This is a genomic window from Parabacteroides sp. AF17-28 (assembly GCF_003479205.1).
GTDB classification, from domain to species: Bacteria; Bacteroidota; Bacteroidia; order Bacteroidales; family Tannerellaceae; genus Parabacteroides; species Parabacteroides acidifaciens.
The window spans coordinates 102,450-126,139 of the sequence record NZ_QUGV01000007.1; the positions used below are offsets into that span (position 1 = coordinate 102,450).

Here is a 23,690-nt window from a genome sequence, read left to right on the forward strand (position 1 = left end):
ATGAAAAAGATATATAAATCATTCACATTGGCACTGGCTGTTTTGACATTCACGGCTTGTGGAAACGATTGGCTGGACCGCGAACCGTCTGATGGTATTGAAACTTCCCAGGCTATAACAAACTATAGTGATGCTGTTACTGCTTACTTTGGTATGTATGACGGCTTACAGGGAAACTCCACATATAATAGTTACTATGCTGCCCGTATGTTCTATTACGGCGACGTGCGTGGAGACGATATGCAGGCCAGAGATCAGGGTATGCGCTCTTCTTCATGCTACGAAATGAGATATACGGTGGACAACGCTCCTAATATGTGGAACGTTCCTTACAACGTTATCCGCCGTGCAAACCGTCTGATCGAAGCGATCGATAAAAAGATGGTGACTGATGCCAGCGATGAAGAAATCGGTATGATTTACGCAGAGGCAAAGGTTGTTCGTGCTCTTGTACATTTCGATCTTGTCAGAATCTACGGTCTTCCCTATACGGCAGACGAAGGTGCTTCATTGGGTGTTCCGGTAATGTTGCAACCGTTAGAAAGCGATCAGTTGCCGACTCGTAACACTGTTGCTGAAGTGTACACACAAGTCGTTAAAGACATCACGGAAGCAATTGGAAGCGGCTTTATGGAAACAGGAAAGAATAACGGATATGTTACGGTATGGACAGCAAAAGCCCTTCTTTCCAGAGTTTATCTGACCATGAACAAAAATAAGGAAGCTTTGGAAATGGCAGAAGACGTAATCAAGAATTCTCCGTACTCTTTATGGAAGAACGCTGAATATGTCGATGCATGGAACAAAGATAACGGCGCTCATACAAATGAAATGTTGTTCGAAATTATCAACGAAAGTTCTGATGACTGGGGCGATCGCGAAGGCATTGCTTACCTGTACAATGAAGATGGCTACGCTGATGCTATCGTAACAAAGACGTTCAGCGATATGCTGGGACAAGATCCGAATGACGTTCGTAACGGTATTATTCTGCCTGTACGATTTGATGAAGACTTGGCCAAGATATATGGTGATGCAAAAATATTCGTGAATAAGTTCCCGGCAGATAAATCCGGTGATATGCGTCTGAACAACCTGCCGGTTATCCGTTTGTCAGAAGTTTATCTGAATGCAGCGGAAGCAGCAGCCAAGACCGGCGATAACGCAACTGCCGCAAAATATCTGAATGAGATTGTAAAGAGAGCAAATCCGAATGCCGCAACAATTGCTGATGCTGACGCAACTCTGGCCCGTATCATTATCGAACGTCGCAAAGAGTTGGTTGGTGAAGGACAGCGTTTCTTCGATGCAATGAGAAATAACGAAACGATTGTTCGCTATACAAGCGAATCAGACAAAGGTTACCACTATTCGCTGGAACCTGAATCTCAGAAATTCGATCGTACTTATTTCCGTGCAATCCTGCCGATTCCGGTAAGTGAAACTAACGCAAACCCCAATATTGCCAAACAGCAGAATCCGGGTTATTGAGAATTTCTGATTATGACAGCCCGACAATAGGGCTGTCGACAGGGCAAAGTTGAAGATTAAATAATATTTAAAAATGAGAAGAAGAGGTGTGCCGATGACACGGTACGCCTCTTTTTTATGCCCTAATGTTAATTTAGTACTACTGTTTTTGACGAATATATATTCTATTGATACACAAAATATAACAAACTTTTAGTTTGTCTCATATGAAAGAAAGAACTTATTATTGTTCCTTCGTGTTCTCATTCAGAAAATAATGTGTATTATGGAAAAAGTTATTTACAATCTGGTGTTCAATCGGAAAAAAAGATTGAATGCGGAAGGAAAAGCTTTGATTCAGGTAGAAGCCTATCTGAACAGGCAAAAAAAGTATTTTTCAACAAAAATCTATGTGAAGCCCACTCAGTGGGATAGCAAGCGGAAAACTGTAAGAAATCATCCTAATATGGATGAACTTAATCAGTACATTAAAGATTATATTTCTTATTTGGAACGGATCGAATTGGATATGATCCAGAGCGGACGCCCGTTTTCTTTGAAATATTTGAGGGAAAGGGGTGATTATGACTCTTCTTCTTTTATTTCTTTTATGAAAAATGAGATTGAACATAGTAATCTCAGGTTGTCGACGTTGAAAAACCATCTCTCGACTTTACAGGTGTTATGCCAGTTTCAGCCGGAGGTGGCTTTTGATGATCTTACATTTAATTTCCTTTGTGACTTCGAGCATTTTCTTCTCGAACATAGCTACCACAGGAATACGATAGCCAAGCATATGAAGCATTTGAAAAGATATGTCAATCTGGCTATAAATAAGGATTTGTTTGATTTGCAGAGATACCCGTTTCGCAAGTATAAGATTAAATATATGGAAAGCAAGCGTGGGCATCTTACTCCGGAGGAGTTGGGGTTGTTGGAGAAAGCTGCCTCTAAATTGCAACGAACACTCAGGCGGACGCTCGATATGTTTCTGTTTAGTTGTTACACCGGGCTTCGTTTTTCCGATATCGTGAATATCACACCGGATAATTTCCATTTGATCGATGACAAATTATGGTTGGTTTATTCTTCTGTAAAAACAGACGTGAATGTCCGTTTGCCTTTATTCTTATTGTTTGACGGAAAGGCGCTTGCCATTTATGAACGCTACCGCAGGCGTTATTCCAAGACTCTGTTTGGCGTATCCGCTTCGGCTAACTCGAATGTGAATAAGCAATTGAAGCGTATCTGCCGATTGGCGGAAGTAGATAAAAACCTGTCTTTTCATATGGCGCGTCATACAAATGCGACCTTGTTATTGTATAATGGGGCGAATATCACGACGGTTCAGAAGCTGTTGGGACATAAAAGTGTAAGGGCGACGGAGATTTATAGCGATATTATGGATATGACTGTAATCCGTGATCTGGAAAATATCAGTCTGAAGTAGCCTGTTCCCGCGCTTGAAGCGGGGTTGCATTAAGCTTGGCCGCATAATCACGAACTTGGATAAGGCTTGCTTTTTTGCTGTCTCACGTCAAGTGCGGGAACAAGGCGTTTTTAGCCTGAAATAGATCTTGTTTTTGACAAATTGATAGCATTTTGTGCTCGCTCACGTGGTGTGTTGCTGTGTGTGCTTACTTTTTATCATATTTTTCTGCTGTCAAACATCAAAATTATCTTGAATTTTTACGGCGTTTATACTTTGAAAAGTAAATAAAATATACGACTTTTGCCAACATGATGAGTCAACCGTTAGCAGAGAGGTTACGTCCGAAAACGTTGGACGATTATATTGGACAGAAACACCTGGTAGGTTCGGGGGCTGTTCTAAGAAAGATGATTGATGCGGGACGTGTCCCTTCTTTTATATTGTGGGGACCTCCGGGAGTTGGAAAGACAACGCTGGCGCAGATTATTTCAAATAAGCTGGAAGCACCGTTCTATACATTGAGCGCAATCAGTTCAGGCGTGAAGGATGTGCGTGAAGTGATAGAAAAAGCAAAGAGTAATCGTTTTTTCAATACCGTTTCACCGATCCTGTTTATAGATGAAATACATCGTTTCAGCAAGTCGCAGCAGGATTCCCTGCTGAATGCGGTAGAGACAGGGGTGGTCACATTGATCGGAGCTACAACGGAGAATCCTTCATTCGAGGTGATCCGTCCGTTGCTTTCACGTTGCCAGGTATATGTGTTGAAATCTTTGGAAAAGGACGATTTGCTGACTCTGTTAAATAAGGCGGTTACGGAGGATGTGGTGCTGAAGGATATGAACATCGTGCTGACTGAAACGGACGCCGTGTTGCGCTATTCCGGAGGTGACGCCCGGAAATTGCTGAATATCCTGGAGCTTGTAGTAGCTGCGGAAGAAGGTAATGAAAAGATTGAAATAACGGATGAGAAGGTGGTGGAACGCTTGCAGGAGAATCCGGCGGCGTACGATAAAGGAGGAGAGATGCATTATGACATTATATCCGCTTTCATCAAATCCATCAGGGGAAGTGATCCGGATGCGGCTGTTTACTGGCTGGCACGTATGGTGGCCGGTGGGGAAGATCCGGAATTTATAGCCCGTCGTCTGGTTATTTCAGCATCGGAAGATATCGGATTAGCGAATCCGAATGCTCTATTGTTGGCAAATGCTTGTTTTGAAGCCTTAAAGAAAATCGGCTGGCCCGAAGGACGGATTATTTTAGCGGAAACGACCGTCTATCTGGCATGCAGCCCTAAAAGTAATTCGGCTTATATGGCGATCAATGACGCGTTGGAACTGGTGAATCGCACGGGAAACCTTCCCGTTCCCCTTCATTTGCGTAATGCGCCGACCAAATTGATGGCTGAATTGAATTACGGGAAAGACTACAAATATGCACATGATTATGAAAATCATTTTGTCAAGCAGGAGTTCCTTCCAAAAGAGATTTTGAACGAACGGCTGTGGAAAGGACAGGAAAATCCGGCCGAACACAAACTGATCGAACAGATGAGACGTTTGTGGGGTGATCGGTACTAAGGTTTTCAATTTAATTTGTACATTAGCCGTCTGTTTTTGGGAAATTAGTTACTTGAATTATATAACATTAAAAAGACATTGGTATGAAGAAGCACAATTTTTATGCAGGTCCCTCTATCTTGAGCGAGTTTACAATTAAAAATACGGCTGCAGCTGTAGAGAACTTTGCGGGTATGGATTTATCCCTTCTTGAAATCTCCCACAGAAGTAAAGAATTTGTTGCCGTAAATGACGAAGCGCGTGCATTAATCAAAGAGTTACTGGATGTTCCTGCCGGCTACGATGTAGTCTTTTTGGGCGGTGGCGCCAGTCTGCAGTTCTGTATGGTGCCTTACAACCTTTTAAAGAAGAAAGCTTCTTACATTGATACCGGAACGTGGGCATCCAATGCGATCAAGGAAGCAAAGTTGTTCGGCGAAGTGGACGTAGTTGCCTCCTCAAAGGATGCGAACTATACGTATATTCCTAAAGATTATACGATTGCAGAAGATTCCGATTATTTCCATTATACATCCAATAACACTATTTATGGTACGGAAACACGTAAGGATCCGGACGTAAAGGTTCCATTGGTATGTGATATGTCGTCTGATATTTTCTCCCGTCCGATCGATGTCTCCAAGTATGACATTATTTATGCCGGTGCACAGAAGAATCTGGCTCCTGCCGGTGTAACGCTGGTGATCGTGCGTCAGGATGCTTTGGGACATGTGGATCGTCCGATACCGACTATGCTGAATTACAACACGCATATCAAAAAGGATTCCATGTTCAATACTCCTCCCGTATTGCCTATCTACGCTGCTTTGCAGACCTTGAAATGGTATAAGGAACAGGGCGGTATCGCTGCTATGGAAAAGAAAGATATGGAAAATGCAGCTATCCTGTATGACGAAATCGACCGTAACAAATTGTTCAAAGGTACGGTAGCCGTAGAAGACCGTTCCATCATGAACGTATGTTTCATCATGAACGACGAATATAAGGAACTGGAAGACGAATTTAGCAAATTTGCAACTGCCGCTGGTATGGTCGGAATCAAGGGGCACCGTTCTGTAGGCGGTTTCCGCGCTTCTCTGTATAACGCAATGCCGAAGAGCAGCGTTGAGGCTTTGATCGCATGTATGAAAGAATTTGAAAGAAAGCATTAATTATGGCAAAGATATTAGTAGCAACAGATAAACCTTTCGCAGCGGTAGCTGTGAAAGGTATCCGCGAAGTCGTGGAAGGTGTAGGTGACGAACTGATCCTGTTGGAGAAATACGGTGAAAAAGCAAAACTGCTGGAAGCTGTTAAAGATGTGGATGCTATCATTATCCGTAGTGATATTATTGATGCCGAAGTCTTGGACGCTGCCAAACAGTTGAAGATCGTGGTACGTGCCGGAGCCGGTTATGACAACGTGGACCTGGCTGCCGCAACAGCCCACAATGTTTGCGTGATGAATACACCGGGACAAAACTCGAATGCCGTTGCCGAATTGGCTTTCGGTATGATGGTAATGGCTGTCCGTAACTTCTATAACGGTACTTCCGGAACAGAATTGAAAGGAAAGAAATTAGGTATCCATGCGTATGGTAATGTAGGCCGCAATGTGGCTCGCATTGCGAAAGGTTTCGGTATGGAAATCTATGCTTTCGACGCTTTCTGTCCGGCATCTGCTATCGAAGCGGACGGGGTGAAGCCGGTTGCTTCCCAAGAGGAGCTTTATGCAACTTGTGATGTTGTCTCTTTGCATATCCCGGCAACAGCCGAGACAAAGAATTCCATCAATTATGCTCTGGTCGGCAAGATGCCGAAAGGCGGTTTATTAGTAAATACGGCCCGTAAGGAGGTGATCAACGAAGCTGAGTTGATCAAGCTGATGGAAGAACGTACAGATCTGAAATATATGACCGATATTATGCCGGCAGCCAACGAAGAGTTTGCCGCCAAGTTTGCCGGTCGCTATTTCTCCACTCCAAAGAAGATGGGTGCACAGACTGCCGAAGCCAATATCAATGCCGGTATTGCTGCCGCTAAGCAGATCGAAGGTTTCTTGAAAGAAGGATGTGAAAAGTTCCGCGTTAACAAGTAAAAGAAAGGAATCATACCATGGCACGAATCAAACCTTTTAAGGGTATCCGCCCTCCGAAAGATTTAATTGAACAGGTTGCATCCCGTCCTTATGATGTGTTGAATTCGGCAGAAGCACGTGAAGAAGCGAAAGGAAACGAGAAATCGCTCTATCATATCATCAAACCGGAGATCGACTTTCCGGTCGGAACGGATGAGCATGATCCTGCCGTTTATCTGAAAGCTGCTGCAAATTTCAGCATGTTCCAGGAAAAAGGCTGGCTGGTTCAGGATAAGAAGGAGTGTTACTATGTATATGCCCAGACAATGAACGGTAAAACGCAATACGGTCTGGTTGTCGGCGCTTATGTGCCCGATTATATGAATGGCATTATTAAGAAACACGAATTGACGCGTCGTGACAAGGAGGAAGACCGCATGAAGCATGTCCGTGTGAACAATGCCAACATCGAACCGGTGTTCTTTGCTTATCCCGATAATGCCGAACTGGACAGGATTGTAGCCAAATATACATCCCGCGCTCCGGAATATGATTTCGTGGCAAAAGATGATGGCTTCGGACATACATTCTGGATTATTGACGATGATGCCGATATCGCCCGCATTACAGAACTGTTCGGTGAGATGCCTTCCTTGTATATTGCCGATGGCCACCATCGTTCTGCCGCCGCCGCTCTGGTCGGTGCTGAAAAAGCAAAACAGAATCCTGCTCATAAGGGAGACGAAGAGTATAACTATTTTATGGCTGTCTGCTTCCCGGCAAACCAGTTGACCATTATCGACTATAACCGGGTAGTGAAAGACCTGAACGGCTTGTCGGAAGAAGAGTTCCTGGCTAAGTTGGGTAAGAACTTCATTGTGGAAGAAAAAGGTACGGATATTTATAAACCTGCTGCTTTGCATAACTTCTCGCTCTATTTGGGTGGAAAATGGTATTCGCTGACCGCTAAGCAGGGCACGTATAACGACAGTGATCCGATCGGAGTACTGGATGTAACGATCTCTTCCAATCTGATCCTGGATGAAATCTTAGGCATAAAAGACCTCCGTTCGGACAAGCGTATCGACTTCGTCGGTGGTATCCGCGGTCTGGGAGAATTGAAAAACCGTGTGGACAATGGCGAGATGAAGGTGGCTTTGGCCCTTTATCCCGTTACGATGAAACAGTTGATGGATATTGCCGATACCGGTAATATCATGCCTCCTAAGACGACCTGGTTCGAACCTAAACTGCGTTCAGGTTTGGTTATCCATAAGCTGGAATAAAATGAGTTTACATTCACAAAACCGTTTCTGAGTTTGTGTGACAGAAATTTACAATGAAGGCTGTATGCAAGAGTGGTTTCACCCGCAGCATACGGCCTTCACTTTTTTTATTTGGCCGTTCGGACACTTTTGTGGAATAACCAAAGGATATTTGAACAGGCATTCGCAGAAGTCATTGTTGGCTCCGGGATATGGCTATTATCTTGTGAGCCTTATTAAGACAGTATATGCACTTGCTCCCTGTTCTTGTGTGGTCTGGCATTCTTTGTCGTCACTGGTGATTTTTACACAAGATACCTCATTTTTCTCTTTATCCCAATAAGAAGTGATGATATGTTCTTCGTTATCCCCGAATATATGTGGGCATACCAGTTTCCATGTAATGGTAGATGCCACATAATCAAAAGTGCTGTATGAGAAATACAAGTATTCAGCTTGGCCGTTCTCAACTTCGACATAGAGTATTTCTTTTTGGTCCGACACATCGGTTGATGAGACTTGCAGCTTATACGTATCTGTGACTTGGAACGAATAGCCGCTGCTTTCCTGCTGATACTTTAGCCCGTTTACTAAATTCTTGCCGGAGTTATCCTCGAATTTTAGTTTAAGATGATATGTATAAGGGGGTGCATCATTACCATCGTTACATCTACTAAATATCATGACCAATAAGGTCAGTATCCATAATAAGTTTGTTGTTTTCATGATGATTGTGTTTTTATTTAGGACTTACATAAATATTTTGTCTGCGATATTTATAATCTCTATCACTTGTTGGGTCTGCTCCTGTATACCAACCGTCATGCGTACCTCCCCAACCCCAATTCATATGGAAAAAAGTATAGGATATTCCACCGAAGCCACCAGGCAAGTCAATCAATGTTTCTCCGAAATTATCATACGAACCATTATAAAGATATTCTACATAATATTCATATTCTGAAGAATTATGTATTAAGCCATCACATACCCAAGCATGCCCTTTGAATAAAGTTCTATCTCCACACATAAATACAGGTCTTTTGAAATTAGCCATTTCAAATACGACTTCGCTTGGAATGTGATCTTTTAGAGTGGCATTGTAGCCATACGTACGAAACTCTTGAAGAGCTTTAGATATCCTTGCAGATGAAGATTCTTCTCCATAATTTGTACCTATCGCTTTTCCCACTTCGGCAATTAAAAATTGAGTTGCATATGTTGCTCCGGTATTGGGCATATTATTCCAATCAAAACGTGTTGGAAGTCTGTGGAATTTCATAATCTGAGCCATGGCAATTGCGACACAACCTGCCATGTCTTGATTGGGGCATAGTGCATTGTAAGGTGAACCTTGATCCCACGTTGTCGTAATTAATGGGTCAATTGAGGTACGGATACTAACATCTTTGATTCCTATAATTGTATATTCATAAGGTGATCCGTATTGGTCGGCCGTGCTGTAGACTTGACTTGGCAGATTAACGTTTGATTGGGAAGAAAGAGTGGTAAATGACCATCCGTCAGAATAATAAGTTTCGTTAAGTTGTTTGAGGCGATTGCGGCACATTATCGCTTCGGGTGAATTTCCTCCGGGTATGTCCGATTGAAGTTCGGTTATCTGGTAGGTGTACTTTAGCCATTCAACCGCAATCTGTGAAGTGGTTTGCGGATCGAAATTTTCGCTTGACTCAATAGCTTGAATCGTTTCATTAAGCCATATTTTCAGACCGCCATTCATGTCAGTTGTATCAAGGACAAATTGACTTTCGTTTGAATAGGCCAGAATCGGATAGTAGTCTTTGGTAGCGCTAATAATTGCCCAACCGCCTCCTTCGTAGTTGATAACATAGGCAAGTGGGGCATTTGCATTGTTGTTGATAGGCTCAATCGAACCTATAGATCTGCAGCTCTTTGTTTTTTTACTGTTTTGAAAATCAGAAAAGAAGATATTGGCGACTTCTTGAGCTGTACTTTTGGATACAAAATTCTGTTTGGCTGGATTTCCAGATTTCGACATCTCAAGGGATGTTAGAATCTTTTCTTCATTGTTGCACGAGAATAGACAGCAACAGATGAGCAATAAATTTATGGTTTGTTTCATGGCTATATATTGTAATAGATTAATAATAAAAATATAATATACATTGCAATATAACAAGAAAATTTGAAGTGTACTAATTTTATGAGGAAATAGATAATATTATCGTTTGCAGGCTTGTTTTTTTAAGACTTGTGAATAAATGATTTATACTGAAGGTCGTATGCAAAGGGTGTTTCGCCCGCTGCATACGGCCTTCTTTTTTATTTGCTCATCCGGAGGCTTTTATGTAAGTTTGCGAGAATAAGACAGAGAAACATGGGAACAATAAAAAATATAGTATTCGATTTGGGAGGCGTCTTGATCGATCTGGACCATAGCCAGGCTGTACAGCGCTTTAAAGAGATAGGAGTGGAGGATGCCGAACAATTGCTCGATCCTTATGAGCAAAAAGGTATTTTTCTGGAAGTGGAGAACGGAACGATTGATGCCGATGAGTTCTGCCGGAAGCTTCGCGAACATACGGGAAAAGACCTTACCTATGAAGATATCAGGCATGGCTGGCTGGGGTTTATTGCCGATACGCCTCAGTACAAGCTCGATTATCTGTTGGCGCTCCGTGAGTGTTACAATGTCTATCTGTTGAGCAATACCAACCCTATTATCCAGGAAGGATGGGCACGGACAACCGGATTTACTCCCGCAGGCCGTCCGATCGGAGACTATTTTGACCGGATGTACACATCATATGAAGTAGGGGTAACAAAACCTGACCGGAGAATCTTTGATTATATGATCAAAGATAGCGGCCTTATCCCGTCGGAAACACTTTTTGTGGATGATGGTAAAAGTAATATTGAAGTAGGGCGCTCACTCGGCTTTGCCACCTACCAACCCCGGAATGGGGAAGATTGGCGGGCGGCTGTCGATGCGCTGTTGAAATAACGGCTGGTTCGCATTAGCGAAACCATCTTCCCATAATGCTGTAGAGTCTTTCTATATCTATCGGTTTGGGGATATGTTCGTTCATGCCGGCTTCCAGGCTAAGCCGTACGTCTTCGGCAAAAGCGTTGGCAGACATGGCTATGATTGGTAAGTTCCTTATATCCTTACGGTCGAGATGGCGGATTTGTTTCGTCGCCTCGAGTCCGTCCATGACAGGCATTTGTATATCCATGATGATGAAATCGTAATACCCTTCCGGGGAAGCGGCGACTTTGTCTACGGCTTCCTGGCCGTCGCAGGCTGTTTCGACTTCAGCATGGGTTTCCTTCAGCAATTCATAAGCGATCTCACGATTCAGTTCGTTGTCTTCCACCACCAATATCCGTTTACCGGGGAAAGAGGTGATGACAGAAGGGATAATAATCGTGGTCTCCTGTTCATCTTTCTTGTTCGTCGCAAACTTTTTCATCAAGTGGAACAGTTTGGATTTCATGATAGGTTTGCTGATGAAACCGTTGACCCCAGCCTTCAACGCTTCGATTTCGTAGCCGGAGTAATCGTAGGCCGATATGATAATGATGGGGACATCCGGTCCCACATATTCCCGTATTTTACAAGCCGTTTCAATACCGTTCATGCCGGGCATCATCAAGTCTATGATAATAGCAAAATAGCTGTTCCCGTCAATGATCTTCTGTACGGCATCCTGTCCGGAAAGAACCCATTCCGGTTTCATTCCCAGCTCAGACAGATTTTCACAGGCTATCTCGCAGGAGATATCGTCGTCATCCACTACTAATACAGGCAAGTCGACCAATATGTCGTTAGTGTATTCATCTGCGCCTCCCAGTTTGATGTGAATATCCATGGTAAACGTGGAGCCTTTTCCATATTCGCTTTCCACATGGATATCTCCGTTCATCATCTGGGCGATATGCCGGCTGATGGCCATGCCGAGGCCTGTACCTTGGATATTCCGGGTCGCTGTGTCGTTCGAGCGTTCGAATGGTTCGAATACTTTTTCCAGGAAATCGGGTTTCATACCTATTCCGTTATCCGAGACTGCTATTTCGAATTGTCCATAACCGTTATAGACGGAAGGTTTCTCTTTTACCGATAGTTGTATCTGCCCGCCTTCCGGGGTATATTTGATTGCGTTGGTCAACATGTTCAGTAATGCCTGCTGTATGCGTTGCACGTCGCCTATCAGGCATTCATGCTTTACCTTGGTAACATGTATGAGTAATTTTTGATTCTTTTCCTCAAAGGCTTGCTGTACCATTATGAATAAGCTGTCCAGCAGTTCATCGAGTTTGAATGACTCCTCCGTCAACATGATCTTGCCGCTTTCTAACTTCGACATATCCAGGACTTCGTTAATCAGATTCAACAGAAGTTTGGAGGATATGGTTATTTTTTTCAGACAGTCGGCTATGCGGTTCTGGTCATCCATGTGCAGGCTGGCTATTGCCGTCATACCCACAATGGCATTAATGGGTGTGCGTACGTCGTGACTCATTCGTGACAGGAAATCGGATTTGGCACGATTGGCAGCCGTTGCGCTTTCCAAGGCTTCCTGCAGCAGTTGCTTCTGCTTTCTTTCTTCCTTGATTTCCGTTATGTCGGTCCGGGTCATCAGCCAGATGTTCTTTTCCTTGTCGAAATAGCTGAACCGCATTTTCTTTTCCCGGTTCACGCCGTTTTCTATCATGGTGCCGTAGACTGTGTATTCGCCGTATTGCCGTAATATCGGATCCACATGGGCTATGCTTAGCTTTCGGGTCATTTCATCACACAGTTCCGGTGCCATATACTGGCGGTTGTATTCGGCCACCACACCGTCGTAATCGCTGCTGGCGATGGGAGGGGGGCTGTCGCTTCCCGAACCTGAAGTGTACATGACATAATTGTTTTTCGAAGCTTCGATATAAATCACATAATCGTATTCTGACTGTACGGCTGTTTCAATGATTTGTGATTTTCTGAAATCGTTGACATTGCGACTGAGCAGGACAACCCTGTCCGGCACGCCTTCTTCGTCGACAAGGATATCGATAAAGGCTTCGCGCCATTCGAAACCGAAAAGCTCATTGCAGAAACGCATATCGAATGCCTTATGGAAGCATCCTTCTGTTATCATTTGATGAAAAGCATCCAGTGAAACCGTTTCGTCCCATAGGTTACGGTCCGGAGGATAGACGTCTTTTCTCAGTATGTTGATAAGGCTGGTGTAATCCTGTCTGGTGTTTTCCAGTTCAGGGTGCATGCAATCTTTCTGTGTTTCGACACTTCCGTCTTCCAGATAGATGGTCCGGATAGTGTTCATAAGATATTGGTGGTTTGCCAATGGGTTTGCACCGGCCCTCGTTCCCTTATTGTCTACTTGTATCATTCTCTTTTGTGTCTCCTCAATTTATCTGTAAGCAAAAACGATGCAAAGATAGATAAAAAATATGTGTGGTAGTGTAAAAGGCTTTATTATTCAACCGCATTAGCCGTCTTTCGATATATTCACCGTCCTTATAAGTTGCGACCTGTTTGATAGATAGTACGTATATAAGAAAAAGTGAACTATCCCGTTCCCGCGCTCCGACGCGGGATCGCAAAATAGCCTGCGGCACGAGTAGAGATGGCATGCATCTCTACAGACCCATAAATCATCATTTACCAGTTTAGGATAAAGCCTGTTCCTTGCGATCCCGCGTCGGAGCGCGGGAACGGGATAGTTCATATCTGGCAAATAATGAATCAATAACAGATAAACTCGGTCCTCTATTGTATGTTACGGCTGTATTCTTTCTATGTCACAACTGTCTTCCTTCTATGTTACAGTTGGATTTCTTTTGTTTCACGGCTGTAACATGAATAGCGGGTAGGTATGGAAGTAGTACACATTCCGTATCGTCTATTCTATCTGCCGGGTTATTCATTCCTTTACGGTACTATAACCCCATGAAGTACTGCAATACCATTTCTCAGGCGATCTTGGCAAATCAGGACCTTCCCGTTTGCTTATACAGATACAGTTGTAAGAATATTTGATTCAAATTTGCCAAATACAGAAGCCGGGAAGAGGAAAAAAAATGCCGGAAAGAACTGCGAAGCTCTTTCCGGCATTTTAAATTATATGTAAAATCTATTACATGATACCGCGTTCACGCAGCTTCAGCTGCCATTTCCAGGCGGAAGCCAATGTGTCGGCAAGTGTTTCTGTTGCTTTCCAGCCCAATACCTTGTTGGCATGTTCGGGGTTTGCCCACACCTTTTCGATATCGCCTTCGCGACGGCCTACGATCTTGTGCGGTACTTTTACGCCGGTGGCAGCTTCGAATGTGTTGATCAGTTCCAATACGGAAACGCCGTTACCGGTTCCGAGGTTGAAGATTTCCACATTAGCCAGCGACTTGCCTCCTAACATACGGTCCATTGCGATTACGTGGGCCTTAGCCAGGTCTACAACGTTGATATAGTCGCGGATACAAGAGCCGTCAGGTGTGTCGTAATCGTCACCGAATACGCTCAACTCTTTGCGGATACCCATAGCGGTTTGTGTCAGGTAAGGAATCAGGTTCTGCGGAACGCCGTTAGGCAATTCGCCGATCTCTGCCGTCGGATGTGCTCCGATCGGGTTGAAGTAACGCAAGATAATGCTCTTGAAAGGAGCGCCTGCGTGGATCGTGTCGCGGATGATCTCTTCGTTGATCTGCTTTGTGTTTCCGTAAGGAGAAGTAGCCGGTTTAATCGGTGCGTCCTCTGTTACAGGCAAGTTCTCCGGATCAGGCTGTCCGTAAACCGTACAGGAGGAAGAGAACACAATCCCTTCGATGCCGGCTTCCGGCATCAATTCCAGCAGGTTGACCAGCGTAACGACATTGTTACGGTAGTATTTCAACGGCTGTTGTACGGATTCGCCCACTGCTTTGCTGGCGGCGAACAGGATGATACCTTTGATTCCCGGATGGGCTTTCAACGCTTCGCGGGTCGCTTCTTTATCTTTCAGGTCCAGCTTGATGAATTCAGGACGGATGCCTGTGATGCGTTCGATACCGTCCAATACTTCTATATTGGAGTTAGAGAGGTCGTCGATAATGACAACTTCGTAGCCTGCATTCTGCAATTCTACTGTGGTGTGTGATCCGATGTAACCAGTTCCACCTGCTACTAAAATCTTCTGTTTCATCTTCCTTTTTTATTTAGATTAGTAATTACACAATCCCGGAAAATCCCATGAATGCCATTGCCAGCAAGCCGGCTGTGATAAGGGCGATGGGAGTGCCTTTCATGCCGTCGGGAACTTTTGTCATTGCCAATTGTTCTCTGACACCTGCAAAGATAATCAAAGCTAACGCAAATCCAATAGCAGTTGAGATTGCATATACCACCGATTCCAATAAATTATATTCTTTTTGAATTACAAGGATGGCTACACCCAGGATACAACAGTTGGTCGTGATCAACGGGAGGAACACCCCAAGCGCTTGGTAGAGAGCCGGTGATACCTTTTTTAGGATGATTTCCACCATCTGTACCAAAGCGGCAATGACCAGGATGAAGCTGATGGTCTGCATAAAGCCCAGTCCGAATGCATCCAGAACATATTTCTGTATGAGGAACGTCACGATGGTAGCGATCGTCAATACGAAAGTCACGGCTGCCCCCATGCCGGCTGCCGTTTCCACCTTCTTGGATACGCCCAGGAACGGACAGATACCCAGGAATTGTGCCAGTACAACGTTATTTACGAAGACGGCGGCGATAAATATCAATATATATTCCATATCTTTCGGTTTTAAGCTTTACGCAGTTTGTTTACAATAGCGACCAGATAACCTAATGCGATAAAGGCGCCCGGGGCCAGTACGAAGATCAGCGAACCGTATTCTTCGGGCATCAGTGTCAAGCTGAACAGTTTGCCTGTTCCTAACAATTCGCGGGCCGCGCCCAGCAATGTCAGAGCCAGGGTAAAGCCCAACCCCATTCCTAATCCGTCGAATGCTGAAGGGATAATGCCGTTCTTGGCAGCGAACGCTTCGGCACGCCCTAATACGATACAGTTTACAACGATCAACGGAATGAACAAGCCTAAGCTGGCATACAAGGCCGGCACAAAAGCTTCCATACACATCTGGACAACAGTTACGAATGTTGCGATCACGACGATGAAAGCCGGAATACGCACCATATCGGGAATCAGGTTCTTCAACGCAGAAATCACAATGTTGGAACAGACCAGCACGAACATGGTGGCAAGTCCCATACTCATACCGTTCAGTGCCGAAGAGGTGGTTCCTAACGTCGGACACATACCCAAAAGCAGTACGAATGTCGGGTTCTCTTTGACGATACCGTTCATCAATATTTTCAGATTACTCATTGTCGTTTCCTCCCTCTTTAGTTGTGTTATCGGATGAAGTGGTAGCTCCGGTCAGTCCGTCGGCACCGGAGAATGCGCTGTAGGCACGGTTCACGGCGTTCAGGAATGCGCGGCTGGTGATCGTGGCGGCTGTGATAGCGTCTACATCGCCACCGTCCTTGGATACTTTCAACTGACCGTCGGCCAGGTTACGTCCCAGTACACTCTGGTGGTTCTTGTCCGCCCGAAACCATTCCTGCATCTTGGCACCCAGACCCGGAGTCTCGGCATGTTGCAATACGGAGTAGTTCAGCAGCTTTCCGGCGGCATCGAAACCGACGATTACTTTGATCTCGCCGCTAAAGCCTTTCTTGGTGTTGCTTTCTACGGCGGCACCTACGAATTTGCCGTCTTTGGTGGCCGGATATATCTTCAGTGAATCGCCGTCGGCCGTAACAGCCATGTAGGCTTCTTCCGAAGGTTTGTTATCGAAATCCGGCGTGACTGCTTTGATCGCCTCTTCCAGCGCAGCGGCTTTGGTGGCGGCAATCGGGCCGGTGGTGTACATATTCACACCTGCTAATATAGCTCCTGCCACGACACAGATGACCGTGAGCGAAAGGAACATATTGGGTAATGTTGATTTTAGTTTTGCCATGCTTATTTTCCTCCGAAATGTTTAGGTTTCATATAACTGTTGATTAGCGGAGTAACTCCATTCATGATGAAGATGGCAAATGACATACCTTCGGGATAAGAACCGAACAGACGGATCACCGTTGTCAGGATACCAATGCCGACACCGTAAACGATCATCCCGCTCTTGCTCATCGGTGAAGTCACATAGTCGGTCGCCATAAAGATCGCTCCCAACATGAGACCGCCGGACAGCAGATGGACGAACGGGCTTGCATATTGAACCGGGTTCACCAGATGCATGATACCGGTGAATACAAATACCGTGACGAAAATAGATACCGGAACATGCCAGGTGATGATCTTCTTCCATAACATATAGCACATGCCCAACAGCAGTGCGATCGCACTGACTTCACCCAGGCTACCGCCCATATTACCGACCAGCATATCGCTGAGTGTCGGCATCTTGTCGAGTGCTCCCTCGTTCATCAATGACAGGACGGTTGCACCCGTTGTGGCATCTGTATAGGAAGTCAGTTGTCCGACAACCGGCCACGTAGTCATCTGTGCCGGGAAAGAGATCAGCAGGAAGATACGTCCTGTCAGCGCCGGGTTGAAGATGTTGTTACCCAGTCCGCCGAATGACATCTTACCGATGCCGATTGCGGCCAGCGCGCCGATAGCGATGATCCATACCGGCAGATTCGACGGCAGGTTGAAAGCCAGCAATACGCCGGTCAGGATAGCCGAACCGTCGCAGATGGTCGGTTCCTTTTTCATCAGGAACTTTTGAATCAGATATTCGAACAGGACACAGAAGAAAACCGAAACGACGGTCACGATCAGCGCACCCAGTCCGAAGAAGTAGAGTGATACCAGAAAAGCCGGAACAAGGGCAATCAGCACACCGTACATATTTTTGCTTATGCTGTCGCCGCCATGAATGTGGGGCGAAGGCGATACGTATAATTTGTTTTCCATATTGCTCTTTGTTTTATGACTTTCTTGCACGAATAATACCCATTACTTTCCCCTTGCCCAAACGGATCTGGTCCAGCAACGGACGATTGGCCGGGCAGGTGTAGCTACAGGAACCGCATTCGATGCAGTCCTGGATGTAGCCCGCTTCCGCCTTGTCCCAATCCTTATACACGGTAAACTTCATCAGGAAAGCCGGATTCAGTCCCATCGGGCAGACATTCACACATTTGGCGCAACGGATGCAGTCTTGCATCGGCTTGCGGACGGACTCTTCCTTTGTCAGCAGCAAGACTCCCGAACTGCCTTTTGTCACAGGAACTTCGGCGCTCACTAACGCTTTACCCATCATCGGGCCGCCGCCGATAATCTTACCCGTATTCTCCGGAATACCGCCGGCCGCTTCGATCAACATATTGATCGGTGTCCCCATGCGAACCAGGAAGTTCGAAGGGTTGGCAACAGCCTTTCCGGTTACGGTTACGACACGTTCGAACAACGGCTTGTTCTTTTGGACTGCCTCATATACGGCATAAGCGGTACCCACGTTCTGTACGACCGCTCCGGCAGAGATAGGCAGTGCGCCGCTCTTCACCTGACGGCGTATTACGGCGTCGATCAACTGCTTTTCACCTCCTTGCGGGTACTGCACCTTCAGCGGCATGATTTCGATGCCGGAATAGCCGGCTGCCAGCTTCGTCAGGTGGGCGATTGCGTCGGGTTTGTTATTTTCAATGCCGATAACAGCTTTGTTTACGTTTACGGCTTTCATCAGCAAGGTCACGCCTACCAGGATCTGTTCGCCCTTTTCCATCATCAGGGAATGGTCGGAGGTCAGATAGGGTTCGCACTCGACTGCGTTGATGATGATGATCTCCGCCTTGCTTCCGGGGGGAGGCATCAGCTTCACCTGTGTCGGGAAAGTCGCACCGCCCAAGCCAACGATGCCGGCAGCGGCAATCTTGTCGACAATCTCTTTGGATGTCAGCGTACATTCTTTTACCAGTGTTTCGCTGCGGTCTATCGTTTCTTCCCATTCGTCTCCTTCCACGTCGATGTAGATGGCCGGGCGTTTGTAACCGCTTGCGTCGAGAGCGCTGTCTATTTTGTTCACTTTACCGGATACCGACGAGTGGATGTTGGCCGAGACGAAACCTCCAGCCTTGGCAACGAGCGTTCCGGCCTTTACCGGATCCCCCTTCTTGACCACTGCCTGGGCAGGAGCCCCGATGTGCTGACTGAGCGGTATGATTACCTGCTTAGGAGCAGCCAACGCGGTAATCTTCTTACCGGCAGACAATTTATTTTCGGGCGGATGGATACCTCCGATTCGAAATGTCCTTAGCATACTATTAGATTTTTATTTTTGATTTGTTTCTTCTTTTGTTTCAATTTTGGGAGCTTCTGTCTTCGGCGTCGCGCTTACTTCCGGAGCTTCTGCTTTCGGGGCAGCCGGTTTCGGAGCTGCAGCGGGCTTCACTTTGTCGGCGTCCACGGCGGGAGCTGCTTCTTTACGCGGCGGGAAGTTCAGTTCGTGGATAGCGCCGGTCGGACATACGGCAACACACTTGCGGCACAGGCGGCATTTGGTGTAATCGATGTAAGCCAGGTTGTTTTCCACGGTAATCGCTTCGAACGGGCATTCCTTTGCACATTTGCCACAGCCGATACAAGCGTTTGAGCATGCTTTCTTGGCGACTCCGCCTTTGTCTTTGTTTACACAGCTGACGAAGATACGGCGGGATTTCGGTCCCTTCTTGCGCAGTTCGATGATACTCTTCGGACAAGCCTTTACGCAAGCCCCGCATGAAGTACATTTTTCTTCGTCTACTTCGGCGAGCCCTGTTTCCGGGTTGATGTGGATGGCGTCGAAGTTACAAACCGACACGCAGTCGCCATAACCCAGACAACCGAATGAACAGCCGGTTTCTCCGCCATACAGGGTGGAAGCAATCGCACAACTCTGTACACCGTCGTATTGGTTGACGCGTGGACGGGCTGCACAGGTTCCGTTGCATCGTACAACGGCTACCATCGGTTCTGCACTTCCTGCTTCCATACCGAGGATGGAAGCGACCTGGCTCATGACCGGTGCTCCACCGACGGGACATAAGAGTCCGTCCAGCGTGTCGGCCTTTACGCAGGCGGCCGCAAAACCACCGCATCCGGGATATCCGCAACCTCCACAGTTGGCCCCAGGCAGTACCTCCTGGACTTGTGCGATACGAGGATCTTCGTATACTTCAAACTTCTTGGAGGCGGCGTATAGAAAAACTGCACCGATGGCTCCAATCGCTCCTAATGAAATAACGGCAATTAAAATCATGATATTTTTGTCAATTAAGTTTTTTCAAGGTGAAAATGAATCGTCTTTTTAGTTTATCGCGTAAAAAGTATAATATGCAATAATAAGGAACTAAGAGCAGTAGTCCGGTTAACCCGCTTGTGGTTTCTTCCCATTGCATACTGGTACCTGTTACAATAGCCGCAAGTACAATAATCAGCGGAAATACAAATGCCAGAAGTACGGCCAGCAGTCCTAATGAACTTTGCCCGCATAGCTGGACTTCTTCATTGACATGGAACTTTCCTGAGTTGTCGGGAACCTCGATAATCTTTACCTTACTTTCGGATGCCGCACACATGCTTTGCGCATGGCATCCGGAACAGGCCGATTGCTGGATGATCCGAACGTAGACCGTACCGCCGTCGATCTTCTCTATTATCCCATTGTGTTTGATACTTTCGCTCATATTTGTAATCTCGACATTGCAAAACCGAGGCAAAAGTAAGTAATATTTGGATATTATGTCACGATTAACAAAGTTTATTATGGAAATAATAGACTTTGCCTTACCATTTGTAATTAAAGCCGAAGCTCAACAGCTCGTTGATCTGCAGATAACTGTCAAAATCATCTTTCTTGGCCACCGCATCGTCGTAACGCAAATTCAGCGATATGGTAGTCGAGAAGAAACGGCTGATCGCCATCGTCAGACGGTTTTCAAACTCTCCCAACATACGGTCGTAACTGGTAAAATAATAGAAACGGGAATACCAGCTTACGTTCCGGTTGAACTGGAATGTCATAGTCGCGTTGATCGTGGAACCGAACTGGCTCAGTTTGCGCTCGTATTCGTCTGTCCCTTCTATCTTTTTGAAACCGTGACGGCCCAAGTCGATATTTTTGTTCGTGCTATACATAAATGTATAAGAGAGCGGAGCCAAGTTGGCAGACAATGTCAGTTTCTTATGGCGGCTGTTTGCAAAGCTCTTGTTCAGGTCGTATTTCATACCGAGACCGAGGTTGATGCTGAACGGCGAAAGGAATCCGGCCAGCTTGTTGTCCGTGTTTTCGGCAAAATTGCTGAACATCTGCGTCTGGAATGTGGCATCGAATGTGTAGAACCATTTGTTGAAGGCCTTATAACCGATGTTGCTGTGCAGACGCAATACGTCGTCACCGATCTTATAATCGCGCAACGTATCTTTCGGTGCCGTGTAGACGTTCGTTTTCCATTCCAGCTCGTTGGTAAACTGTATCTTGTCTTTATTATAATTGTACACGAAATACTGGCGGTTAGTCAGGTTCAGCGTACTCACACCGCCCTTATGCCAGTTCGGGGAGATATAATTCTGGGCGAACTGTATGGCGCTTTCGAAATGCGAAGTCCAGTAGCGGCGTTCCGGAATAAATTTGACCGGAGCGTCTACGTCGCTGAATGCATTCGGGTCTTTTTCTATTTTGATCAGTTCCGGTTCGTATGTCGGTTTCTTTATTATATGCGTTTGCACGATATCGGTCGGCAGGTCACGTTCCGAGTAACGGAAATATTCCGGATGGTTTATGCGGACATAATCATACGCCATATTCTGCAACTTGTTTTTGAGCACTTCATCCTGGAATAAGGTCGTGTCCGGTTTGAACAATGAATAGTTCGGACGCAGTTTGCTGATGAAGTCTTTGTCGGAAAGCCGGAAATCTTCCGGTATAAGTCCTCCCCTAAACAGGAGTGGGGTGAACAGCGGGTTGACAATCATTGTGTCCCGGAATGTCATCCAGGGACTGATAACAGTCGACGGGTCCCGTACCCAATCGACCCAATATTGAGCTTCCGGCGAAAGTTCAACCTCGTCTTTTTTCAAAAAACGAAGCAGGTTCTCACTGGGGGCAACGGGAGAAGAGTAGCTGCTGTTCAGCTTCTCAAACTGTGTTCTTAGATCCGGAATTTTTTCCAGTTCGACTTCATCTATCTCCAATAAAGGGAAAGTATCGGGAGCAGCCACCTGAACCGATTTGTTCAACTGGTTTCCACCGATTATATTAACGTCTTGTGCTCCTACCCGGTTACTGCTGAATAACAATACAATAAATAACGCTAAAACAGATCTCTTTACCATTGCCGTATCTTTTTTACATTCATTTAAAATATTGGTGCGAAATTAGTGAAAAGTTATGAGATAGACTAATCTTTGAAAAGAATGCCCTGAACAATTTTGAAAAAGCGGAACAAGCCTCTACTCAGTTTCGGTATAATAGGAGGGGACTTATTGTAAAAAACGTCTCGAAAACCTCCTTTAGAGGCTTCGAGAAGTGTCTCCCCGACGATTGTTTTCCGGTCGAAAAAGCGCTTTCGGACCGGTTATTTTAGTGAAATATGCGATTTTTCCAAAAGACGACCGTCCTAATCGCCACCGCGACCGTGCTAATAGGTAGTGCACTCGGCACCTCGCGAAGATTAGGACGGTCGTAATAGTAATTAGGACGGTCGCAATGGAAAAGAGCTGCCAGTTTACCGAAAAATAGCCTCCGAATCCTTGCCATATTCCTGTCCCTCCCCCTTCATGCTTTCAAATATTCGATTCTCCGGGAGTTAAGCTTTATCGGAATGTCGGGAAGTCTCTGTTCCGGTTTGACAAATGTCATCCTTTTTGAACGGGCTGCGCAGGCCACCGGCTCGTTTGTCACGAAAAGGGCTGTTTCGGTAGCGAAAAGTCAAATTGAAATCGTTCATTTTTTGAGGTGAAATAGAAAAATAAGGGGTTATTGTAAAAAACGATATGAATGGATGTTCTTGTTGTGAATCTCTTGAAGTAGAAATAAGGATAGTTTCATATAATAGTTTTATCTTTGTGTAAGTAGAAACAAACAAAGACAAGATTTTTATGAAACCGACTCGTATTATCGAAATTTGTGCAAACTCTGCCCAGAGCTGTGTGGAAGCGGAAGCCGGCGGAGCCAAGCGTGTGGAACTTTGTGCCGGCATCCCGGAAGGGGGGACGACACCCAGTTACGGAGAGATCCGGACGGCGCAGGCACTGACTTCGTCTATCGATATAAATGTGATTATCCGTCCGCGCGGGGGAGATTTCCTCTATACACCGGCTGAGGTGCAAGCGATGTTATTGGATATCGAGATGTGCAAACAACTGAAAGTGCATGGCGTTGTCTTTGGTTGCCTGACGAAAGAGGGAGATATAGACGTTCCCTTGATGCGCCGGCTGATCGAGGCAGCCAAGCCACTGTCCGTCACTTGCCACCGTGCCTTCGACGTGTGTCGTGATCCGTATGAAGCCTTAGAGCAGCTGATCGGATTGGGCTGCGACCGCATCCTGACATCCGGCCAGCAGTCTGATGCTGTGAAGGGTATCCCGCTCATTGCCGAACTGGTCAAACGGGCGGCAGGCCGTATTATCATCATGCCCGGCTGCGGCGTGCGCGAGAATAACATTGCCCGGATCGAGGAAGAGACCGGAGCAAAGGAATTTCATACTTCCGCCCGCAGTATTGTGTATAGCCGGATGGAATACCGGAACGAAAATGTCCCGATGGGCAGCAGCATTGTCTCCTCTGAATTCGAGACGGTGGAAACAGACCGGCGGAAGGTGGCGGCTTATCTATAAAGCATATCATTCTTAATACTTAAA

At 45.8% G+C, this 23,690-nt stretch carries 20 protein-coding genes; 8 read left to right on the forward strand and 12 right to left on the reverse strand.

Annotation, left to right across the window (positions count from 1 at the left end; translation table 11 throughout):
• The 6 genes from DWW90_RS06865 (at position 1) to DWW90_RS06890 (ending at position 7,827) form a co-directional block, all read left to right on the forward strand.
• Positions 1-1,491 (forward strand): RagB/SusD family nutrient uptake outer membrane protein, encoded by a 1,491-nt coding sequence (locus DWW90_RS06865; protein WP_122344448.1) that lies wholly within the window; start codon positions 1-3, stop codon positions 1,489-1,491.
• A 265-nt stretch (positions 1,492-1,756) separates the two neighbouring features.
• Positions 1,757-2,920, forward strand: coding sequence for a site-specific integrase (locus DWW90_RS06870; RefSeq protein WP_122344449.1), 1,164 nt, complete (start codon positions 1,757-1,759; stop codon positions 2,918-2,920).
• 290 nt (positions 2,921-3,210) lie between these two features.
• Complete coding sequence (locus DWW90_RS06875; RefSeq protein ID WP_122344450.1) at positions 3,211-4,485, forward strand: replication-associated recombination protein A; 1,275 nt, start codon at positions 3,211-3,213, stop codon at positions 4,483-4,485.
• Between the two features lie 83 nt (positions 4,486-4,568).
• Positions 4,569-5,636, forward strand: coding sequence for a 3-phosphoserine/phosphohydroxythreonine transaminase (gene serC / locus DWW90_RS06880; RefSeq protein ID WP_122344451.1), 1,068 nt, complete (start codon positions 4,569-4,571; stop codon positions 5,634-5,636).
• 2 nt (positions 5,637-5,638) lie between these two features.
• Positions 5,639-6,562 (forward strand): NAD(P)-dependent oxidoreductase, encoded by a 924-nt coding sequence (locus DWW90_RS06885; RefSeq protein WP_122344452.1) that lies wholly within the window; start codon positions 5,639-5,641, stop codon positions 6,560-6,562.
• A gap of 17 nt (positions 6,563-6,579) precedes the next feature.
• Positions 6,580-7,827, forward strand: coding sequence for a DUF1015 domain-containing protein (locus tag DWW90_RS06890; RefSeq protein WP_122344453.1), 1,248 nt, complete (start codon positions 6,580-6,582; stop codon positions 7,825-7,827).
• A 198-nt stretch (positions 7,828-8,025) separates the two neighbouring features.
• Here the strand turns inward: DWW90_RS06890 and DWW90_RS06895 are convergent, their stop codons facing one another.
• Positions 8,026-8,532, reverse strand: coding sequence for a hypothetical protein (locus tag DWW90_RS06895; protein WP_122344454.1), 507 nt, complete (start codon positions 8,530-8,532; stop codon positions 8,026-8,028).
• A gap of 13 nt (positions 8,533-8,545) precedes the next feature.
• Positions 8,546-9,910 carry a C10 family peptidase gene (locus tag DWW90_RS06900; RefSeq protein WP_122344455.1) on the reverse strand — a complete coding sequence of 455 codons (1,365 nt, stop codon included), beginning with the start codon at positions 9,908-9,910 and terminating at the stop codon, positions 8,546-8,548.
• A 255-nt stretch (positions 9,911-10,165) separates the two neighbouring features.
• Here DWW90_RS06900 and DWW90_RS06905 point away from each other — a divergent pair, with 255 nt between their 5' ends.
• Complete coding sequence (locus DWW90_RS06905) at positions 10,166-10,792, forward strand: HAD family phosphatase (protein ID WP_122344456.1); 627 nt, start codon at positions 10,166-10,168, stop codon at positions 10,790-10,792.
• A 13-nt stretch (positions 10,793-10,805) separates the two neighbouring features.
• Here DWW90_RS06905 and DWW90_RS06910 read toward each other — a convergent pair whose 3' ends face one another.
• From DWW90_RS06910 to DWW90_RS06955, 10 genes are all read right to left on the reverse strand, one after another.
• Entirely contained in the window at positions 10,806-13,184 is a 2,379-nt protein-coding gene (locus DWW90_RS06910; protein ID WP_122344457.1) for a response regulator, read from the reverse strand.
• A gap of 747 nt (positions 13,185-13,931) precedes the next feature.
• Complete coding sequence (galE, locus tag DWW90_RS06915) at positions 13,932-14,972, reverse strand: UDP-glucose 4-epimerase GalE (RefSeq protein WP_115499099.1); 1,041 nt, start codon at positions 14,970-14,972, stop codon at positions 13,932-13,934.
• A 25-nt stretch (positions 14,973-14,997) separates the two neighbouring features.
• Positions 14,998-15,570, reverse strand: a complete 573-nt coding sequence (rsxA, locus tag DWW90_RS06920) for an electron transport complex subunit RsxA (RefSeq protein WP_115499098.1) — start codon at positions 15,568-15,570, stop codon at positions 14,998-15,000.
• A gap of 11 nt (positions 15,571-15,581) precedes the next feature.
• Positions 15,582-16,166 carry an RnfABCDGE type electron transport complex subunit E gene (locus DWW90_RS06925; RefSeq protein WP_115499097.1) on the reverse strand — a complete coding sequence of 195 codons (585 nt, stop codon included), beginning with the start codon at positions 16,164-16,166 and terminating at the stop codon, positions 15,582-15,584.
• On the reverse strand, positions 16,159-16,803 hold the full coding sequence (locus DWW90_RS06930) for an RnfABCDGE type electron transport complex subunit G (RefSeq protein ID WP_115499096.1): 645 nt from the start codon (positions 16,801-16,803) through the stop codon (positions 16,159-16,161). The genes DWW90_RS06925 and DWW90_RS06930 overlap by 8 nt, the downstream gene beginning before the upstream one ends.
• A gap of 2 nt (positions 16,804-16,805) precedes the next feature.
• Positions 16,806-17,765 (reverse strand): RnfABCDGE type electron transport complex subunit D, encoded by a 960-nt coding sequence (locus tag DWW90_RS06935; RefSeq protein WP_122344458.1) that lies wholly within the window; start codon positions 17,763-17,765, stop codon positions 16,806-16,808.
• 13 nt (positions 17,766-17,778) lie between these two features.
• On the reverse strand, positions 17,779-19,110 hold the full coding sequence (rsxC, locus tag DWW90_RS06940; RefSeq protein ID WP_122332260.1) for an electron transport complex subunit RsxC: 1,332 nt from the start codon (positions 19,108-19,110) through the stop codon (positions 17,779-17,781).
• Positions 19,111-19,122: 12 nt separating this feature from the next.
• Complete coding sequence (locus DWW90_RS06945; RefSeq protein ID WP_122344459.1) at positions 19,123-20,088, reverse strand: Fe-S cluster domain-containing protein; 966 nt, start codon at positions 20,086-20,088, stop codon at positions 19,123-19,125.
• Between the two features lie 10 nt (positions 20,089-20,098).
• Entirely contained in the window at positions 20,099-20,515 is a 417-nt protein-coding gene (locus DWW90_RS06950) for a SoxR reducing system RseC family protein (RefSeq protein ID WP_115499092.1), read from the reverse strand.
• 100 nt (positions 20,516-20,615) lie between these two features.
• The gene (locus DWW90_RS06955; RefSeq protein ID WP_115499091.1) at positions 20,616-22,163 is read right to left on the reverse strand and encodes a DUF3078 domain-containing protein; all 1,548 of its coding nucleotides are present in this window, start codon (positions 22,161-22,163) and stop codon (positions 20,616-20,618) included.
• 765 nt (positions 22,164-22,928) lie between these two features.
• Here DWW90_RS06955 and DWW90_RS06960 point away from each other — a divergent pair.
• Positions 22,929-23,666, forward strand: a complete 738-nt coding sequence (locus tag DWW90_RS06960) for a copper homeostasis protein CutC (protein ID WP_115499088.1) — start codon at positions 22,929-22,931, stop codon at positions 23,664-23,666.
• Positions 23,667-23,690: the final 24 nt, after the last annotated feature.

Excerpts from the sequence above, each read along its gene's own strand:
- DWW90_RS06865 (WP_122344448.1), top strand. The coding sequence starts at position 1 with ATGAAAAAGATATATAAATCATTCACATTGGCACTGGCTGTTTTGACA.
- DWW90_RS06870 (WP_122344449.1), top strand. The coding sequence starts at position 1,757 with ATGGAAAAAGTTATTTACAATCTGGTGTTCAATCGGAAAAAAAGATTG.
- DWW90_RS06875 (WP_122344450.1), top strand. The coding sequence starts at position 3,211 with ATGATGAGTCAACCGTTAGCAGAGAGGTTACGTCCGAAAACGTTGGAC.
- serC (WP_122344451.1), top strand. The coding sequence starts at position 4,569 with ATGAAGAAGCACAATTTTTATGCAGGTCCCTCTATCTTGAGCGAGTTT.
- DWW90_RS06885 (WP_122344452.1), top strand. The coding sequence starts at position 5,639 with ATGGCAAAGATATTAGTAGCAACAGATAAACCTTTCGCAGCGGTAGCT.
- DWW90_RS06890 (WP_122344453.1), top strand. The coding sequence starts at position 6,580 with ATGGCACGAATCAAACCTTTTAAGGGTATCCGCCCTCCGAAAGATTTA.
- DWW90_RS06895 (WP_122344454.1), bottom strand. The coding sequence starts at position 8,532 with ATGAAAACAACAAACTTATTATGGATACTGACCTTATTGGTCATGATA.
- DWW90_RS06900 (WP_122344455.1), bottom strand. The coding sequence starts at position 9,910 with ATGAAACAAACCATAAATTTATTGCTCATCTGTTGCTGTCTATTCTCG.
- DWW90_RS06905 (WP_122344456.1), top strand. The coding sequence starts at position 10,166 with ATGGGAACAATAAAAAATATAGTATTCGATTTGGGAGGCGTCTTGATC.
- DWW90_RS06910 (WP_122344457.1), bottom strand. The coding sequence starts at position 13,184 with ATGATACAAGTAGACAATAAGGGAACGAGGGCCGGTGCAAACCCATTG.
- galE (WP_115499099.1), bottom strand. The coding sequence starts at position 14,972 with ATGAAACAGAAGATTTTAGTAGCAGGTGGAACTGGTTACATCGGATCA.
- rsxA (WP_115499098.1), bottom strand. The coding sequence starts at position 15,570 with ATGGAATATATATTGATATTTATCGCCGCCGTCTTCGTAAATAACGTT.
- DWW90_RS06925 (WP_115499097.1), bottom strand. The coding sequence starts at position 16,166 with ATGAGTAATCTGAAAATATTGATGAACGGTATCGTCAAAGAGAACCCG.
- DWW90_RS06930 (WP_115499096.1), bottom strand. The coding sequence starts at position 16,803 with ATGGCAAAACTAAAATCAACATTACCCAATATGTTCCTTTCGCTCACG.
- DWW90_RS06935 (WP_122344458.1), bottom strand. The coding sequence starts at position 17,765 with ATGGAAAACAAATTATACGTATCGCCTTCGCCCCACATTCATGGCGGC.
- rsxC (WP_122332260.1), bottom strand. The coding sequence starts at position 19,110 with ATGCTAAGGACATTTCGAATCGGAGGTATCCATCCGCCCGAAAATAAA.
- DWW90_RS06945 (WP_122344459.1), bottom strand. The coding sequence starts at position 20,088 with ATGATTTTAATTGCCGTTATTTCATTAGGAGCGATTGGAGCCATCGGT.
- DWW90_RS06950 (WP_115499092.1), bottom strand. The coding sequence starts at position 20,515 with ATGAGCGAAAGTATCAAACACAATGGGATAATAGAGAAGATCGACGGC.
- DWW90_RS06955 (WP_115499091.1), bottom strand. The coding sequence starts at position 22,163 with ATGGTAAAGAGATCTGTTTTAGCGTTATTTATTGTATTGTTATTCAGC.
- DWW90_RS06960 (WP_115499088.1), top strand. The coding sequence starts at position 22,929 with ATGAAACCGACTCGTATTATCGAAATTTGTGCAAACTCTGCCCAGAGC.